Origin of the sequence: Rhizobium sp. UBA1881, from assembly GCF_002338015.1 — a bacterium.
Lineage (GTDB): Bacteria > Pseudomonadota > Alphaproteobacteria > Rhizobiales > Rhizobiaceae > Rhizobium.
The window spans coordinates 1-5,208 of sequence record NZ_DDHH01000206.1 but is presented as its reverse complement, the minus strand read 5'-3'; the positions used below and the strand labels follow the sequence as shown (position 1 = coordinate 5,208).

Annotated in this window: 3 protein-coding genes; all 3 read left to right on the top strand. The window is 63.7% G+C overall.

Features of this window, described 5'->3' with window-relative positions; all coding sequences use genetic code 11:
- A partial coding sequence (locus B3605_RS25160) for a zinc-binding dehydrogenase (protein ID WP_296436825.1) occupies positions 1-791 on the top strand: 791 nt, incomplete at its 5' end.
- Positions 792-953: 162 nt separating this feature from the next.
- On the top strand, positions 954-4,442 hold the full coding sequence (gene carB, locus B3605_RS25155; RefSeq protein ID WP_018897435.1) for a carbamoyl-phosphate synthase large subunit: 3,489 nt from the start codon (positions 954-956) through the stop codon (positions 4,440-4,442).
- A 156-nt stretch (positions 4,443-4,598) separates the two neighbouring features.
- The coding region (locus B3605_RS25150) for a T6SS phospholipase effector Tle1-like catalytic domain-containing protein (RefSeq protein WP_296436824.1) at positions 4,599-5,208 on the top strand (610 nt) is incomplete at its 3' end.

Genomic DNA, 5,208 nt, shown 5'->3' with positions numbered 1-5,208 from the left:
TCACCGGCGACCCGAACATTTCCTGCGGCCAATGCGACCAGTGCCAGCGCGGCCGAGTCAATCTTTGCCGCAACCTCCAGGCAATCGGCATCAGCCGCGACGGCGGCTTCGCGGAGTATGTGATCGTCCCGCAAAAGCAGGCCTTCGCCCTGCCCGGTGATCTAGATCCCGTCCACGGCGCCTTCTGCGAACCACTCGCCTGCTGCCTACACGGTGTCGATCTGGCTGAGATCAGGACTGGCTCGTCTGTGGTCGTATTGGGCGGCGGCGTCATCGGGCTGCTGGTCGTGCAACTCGCGCGCCTTGCCGGCGCCACCGACGTGGTGCTCGTCACCCGCAGCGCCGACAAGCGGCGGCTGGCAGAAAGCCTCGGCGCCACAGCCACCGCCGACCCCACTGACGGCGACATCATCAAACACATCACCGCGCCGGACGGTCTGCTCCCCGGCGGCGCGGATGTCGTCATCGAATGCGCTGGCGTCGCCGAGACCGTCGAGCAGGCCCCTGCCCTTGTCCGTCATGGCGGTACAGTCGTGATTCTCGGCGTCATGCCCCAGGGCGCGAAAGTGTCGATCGAGCCCTTCGACCTGCTGTTTCGCGAAATCAGGCTGATCGGCTCGTTCATCAACCCCTTCACCCACAGGCGCGCCGCGGACCTGATCGCCTCCGGCGCGATCAAGGTCGAAGCGCTGATTTCGCGCCGTATCGGGCTTGGCGAAGCGGTGGAAGCGATCAGCAATCCGGCCCGTCCCGGCGAGATTCGCGCCCTCGTTTTGCCGAGCCTCGGCTAGCCCTTTCCGATTCCTGTCGATTCCGTAAATTATGGGGTTCCGTTCACTGATACATTTGCCTATAAGCCGCTTCTAGCCTGAAAAGACCATCATATGCGCGACCCGGCCGGTGCCTCCCACCCTGGCCGGCTTTCTGCGCAGCTAGGAAACGGAAAAAAGCCCATGCCGAAGCGCCAAGACATCAAATCGATCCTCATCATCGGCGCAGGACCGATCGTCATTGGCCAGGCATGCGAGTTCGACTATTCCGGCACCCAGGCCTGCAAGGCGCTGAAGGAGGAAGGCTACCGCGTCATCCTCGTCAACTCCAATCCGGCCACGATCATGACCGACCCGGGTCTCGCCGACGCAACCTACGTCGAGCCGATCACCCCTGAAGTCGTCGCCAAGATCATCGCCAAGGAGCGCCCCGACGCGCTGCTGCCGACCATGGGCGGCCAGACCGCGCTCAACACCGCGCTCTCTCTCAAGCGCATGGGCGTTCTCGACCGCTACAATGTCGAGATGATCGGCGCCAAGCCGGCCGCCATCGACATGGCCGAAGACCGCGCGCTCTTCCGCGAAGCCATGGACCGCATCGGCCTCGAAACCCCGCGCTCGATGCTCGCCAACGCCACCGACATCAAGGATGCCGACCGCAAGACGCATGAAGCCGAGCGCAACAAGCTGAAGGAAAGCCTCTCCGGCGCCGAACTCGACAAGGCGCTCGACGCGCTGGAAAACCAGTGGAACCTCGGCGAGACCGACCGCAAGCAGCGCTACATCAGCCACGCCATGGCGATTGCCGCCCAGGCGATCGACGTCGTCGGTCTGCCCGCCATCATCCGCCCCTCCTTCACCATGGGCGGCACCGGCGGCGGCATTGCCTATAACCGCTCGGAGTTCTTCGAAATCATCGGCGGCGGCCTCGATGCCTCGCCAACGACGGAAGTCCTGATCGAGGAATCGGTTCTCGGCTGGAAGGAATATGAAATGGAAGTCGTCCGCGACAAGGCGGACAACTGCATCATCATCTGCTCGATCGAAAACATCGACCCGATGGGCGTCCACACGGGCGACTCGATCACTGTCGCGCCGGCGCTGACGCTGACCGACAAGGAATACCAGATGATGCGCAACGCCTCGATCGCGGTTCTGCGCGAGATCGGCGTCGAGACCGGCGGCTCGAACGTCCAGTTCGCCGTCAACCCGAAGGACGGCCGCCTCGTCGTCATCGAAATGAACCCGCGCGTCTCGCGCTCGTCGGCTCTCGCATCGAAGGCCACCGGCTTCCCGATCGCCAAGGTCGCCGCCAAGCTCGCCATCGGCTACACGCTCGACGAACTCGACAACGACATCACCGGCGGCGCAACGCCCGCCTCGTTCGAACCGTCGATCGACTACGTCGTCACCAAGATCCCGCGCTTCGCCTTCGAGAAGTTCCCGGGCGCCTCGCCGGTTCTGACCACCGCCATGAAGTCGGTCGGTGAAGTCATGGCGATCGGCCGCACCTTCGCCGAATCGCTGCAGAAGGCGCTGCGTGGTCTCGAAACCGGCCTCACCGGCCTCGACGAAATCGAAATCCCCGGCGTCGAGGAAGGCGAAGGCAGCCAGAACGCCATCCGCGCCGCCATCGGCACGCCGACGCCGGATCGCCTGCGCATGGTCGCCCAGGCACTGCGCATGGGCATGAGCCCCGAGGAAGTGCACGAAGGCTGCAAGATCGACCCGTGGTTCATCGCCCAGTTCAAGGCGATCATCGACATGGAAGCCCGCGTTCGCGAACACGGCCTGCCGACCGACGCCGCAAACCTGCGCACGCTGAAGGCCATGGGCTTCTCCGACGCCCGCCTCGCAACGCTTTCGGGCAAGCGCCCGAAGGAAGTGGCCGAACTGCGCAACTCGCTGAACGTCCGCCCGGTCTTCAAGCGCATCGACACCTGCGCCGCCGAATTCGCCTCGCCGACCGCCTACATGTATTCCAGCTACGAGACGCCCTTCGTCGGCGCCGCCCGCTCGGAAGCCGAAATTTCCGACCGCAAGAAGGTCGTCATCCTCGGCGGCGGTCCGAACCGTATCGGCCAGGGCATCGAGTTCGATTACTGCTGCTGCCATGCCGCGTTCGCTCTGCGTGACGCCGGCTATGAAGCGATCATGATCAACTGCAACCCGGAAACGGTCTCGACCGACTACGACACCTCCGATCGCCTCTACTTCGAGCCGCTGACGGCCGAGGACGTGATCGAGATCCTGCGCGCTGAGCAGGAAAAGGGCGAAGTCGTCGGCGTCATCGTGCAGTTCGGCGGCCAGACCCCGCTGAAGCTCGCCGAAGCACTTGAGAAGAACGGTATCCCGATCCTCGGCACCGCGCCTGACATGATCGATCTTGCCGAAGACCGCGATCGCTTCCAGAAGCTGCTGATCAAGCTCGACCTGACGCAGCCGAACAACGGCATCGCCTACTCGGTCGAACAGGCCCGCCTGGTCGCCACCGAAATCGGCTTCCCGCTGGTCGTTCGCCCGTCCTACGTTCTGGGTGGCCGCGCCATGCAGATCATCCACAACGAGAGCATGCTGCAGACCTACCTGCTCGACACCGTTCCGGAGCTTGTGCCTGAAGACATCAAGCAGCGCTACCCGAACGACAAGACCGGCCAGATCAACACCCTGCTCGGCAAGAACCCGCTGCTCTTCGACAGCTACCTGTCGAACGCCATCGAAGTCGACGTCGACTGCCTCTCCGACGGCAAGGACGCCTTCATCGCCGGTATCATGGAGCACATCGAGGAAGCCGGCATTCACTCCGGTGACTCGGCCTGCTCGCTGCCTCCGCGCACGCTCTCGGCCGAGATGATCGACGAACTCGAGCGTCAGGCGAAGTCGATGGCCAAGGCTCTCAACGTCGTCGGCCTGATGAACGTCCAGTTCGCCATCAAGGACGGCACCGTCTACGTGCTCGAAGTGAACCCGCGCGCCTCGCGTACCGTTCCTTTCGTCGCCAAGACGATCGGCGCCCCGATCGCCAAGATCGCCGCCCGCGCCATGGCCGGCGAAAAGCTCGATCCGCTGTTTGCCGCCTACGGCGAGAAGCCGGATCCGCGCAACCTGAAGCACATCGCCGTCAAGGAAGCCGTCTTCCCGTTCGCCCGCTTCCCCGGCGTCGACACGCTGCTCGGCCCGGAAATGCGCTCGACCGGCGAAGTCATCGGCCTCGACACCGATTTCGCCCTGGCCTTCGCCAAGTCGCAGCTCGGCGCCAGCGTCGAACTGCCGCGTGACGGAACGGTCTTCGTATCGGTGCGCGACGACGACAAGCCGCGCGTCCTTCCCGCGATCCGCATGCTGGTCGAACAGGGCTTCAAGGTTCTGGCCACCGGCGGCACCGCCCGCTTCCTCGCCGAAAACGGCATCGAGGCCGTGAAGATCAACAAGGTGCTCGAGGGCCGTCCGCATATCGAGGACGCCATCCGCAACCGTCAGGTCCAGTTGGTCATCAACACGACCGATAGCAACAAGGCTATCTCCGACTCCAAGTCGCTGCGCCGCGCAACGCTGATGCAGAAGGTGCCGTACTACACCACCATGGCCGGCGCCGAGGCAGCCGCCCAGGCAATCAAGGCGCTCAAGGCCGGCAACCTCGAGGTTCGCCCGCTGCAGAGCTACTTCGCCTAAGATATCAAGGCCGGCCGTGACCTTTCACGGCCGGCTTTTCCGCCGCACGACGGCCAGCGTGACGACACGCCGAAGTGTCGCAAAACGCGACAAACCACCTGAGATTTCAAACCCTTCGCGATCATGTTACGATATCCCCACACGTGAGGGGCATCGATGGGCAAGAATATCGTCATTCTGTTCGATGGCACGTCGAACGAAATCTCCGCCGACCGCACCAATATTTTGAGGCTATTCGGCGTTCTCGACCGCAGCGACAGGCAGATCGTCTATTACGATCCCGGCGTCGGCACCTTCGGCGCCGCCAATGCCTGGTCCAACGCCTACCGCAAGACGGTCGAACTCTGGGGCCTGGCGACCGGCTGGGGACTCGACCAGAACGTCAAGGAGGCCTATCGCTTCCTCGTCGACAATTACGAGCCCGGCGAACCGGGGGACGATCAAGAGTATCGGGACCGCGACAACATCTACATCTTCGGCTTCAGCCGGGGCGCCTATACGGCACGCGTTCTCGCAGGCTTCGTCCATTCGCTCGGGCTGATGAGCAAGTACCACGTCAATCTGATCGACTACGCCTACAACACCTACAAGGGCATCTCCGAAAGCGAGCAGCAGCAGGGCGGAGCGGATGCCGCCGATGTCGATTGGGACGCGCCCTCGGCCTTCAAGACCATGCGCCTCTACGAGCGCACGCTGAAGACCGACCGCCCGCCGATCAAGCTGCTCGGCCTCTTCGACACCGTGTCCTCGGTCATCGTCTGGGGCA

What these genes read in the sequence shown, in the direction of transcription:
- carB (WP_018897435.1), top strand. Translation starts at nt 954, where the DNA reads ATGCCGAAGCGCCAAGACATCAAATCGATCCTCATCATCGGCGCAGGA.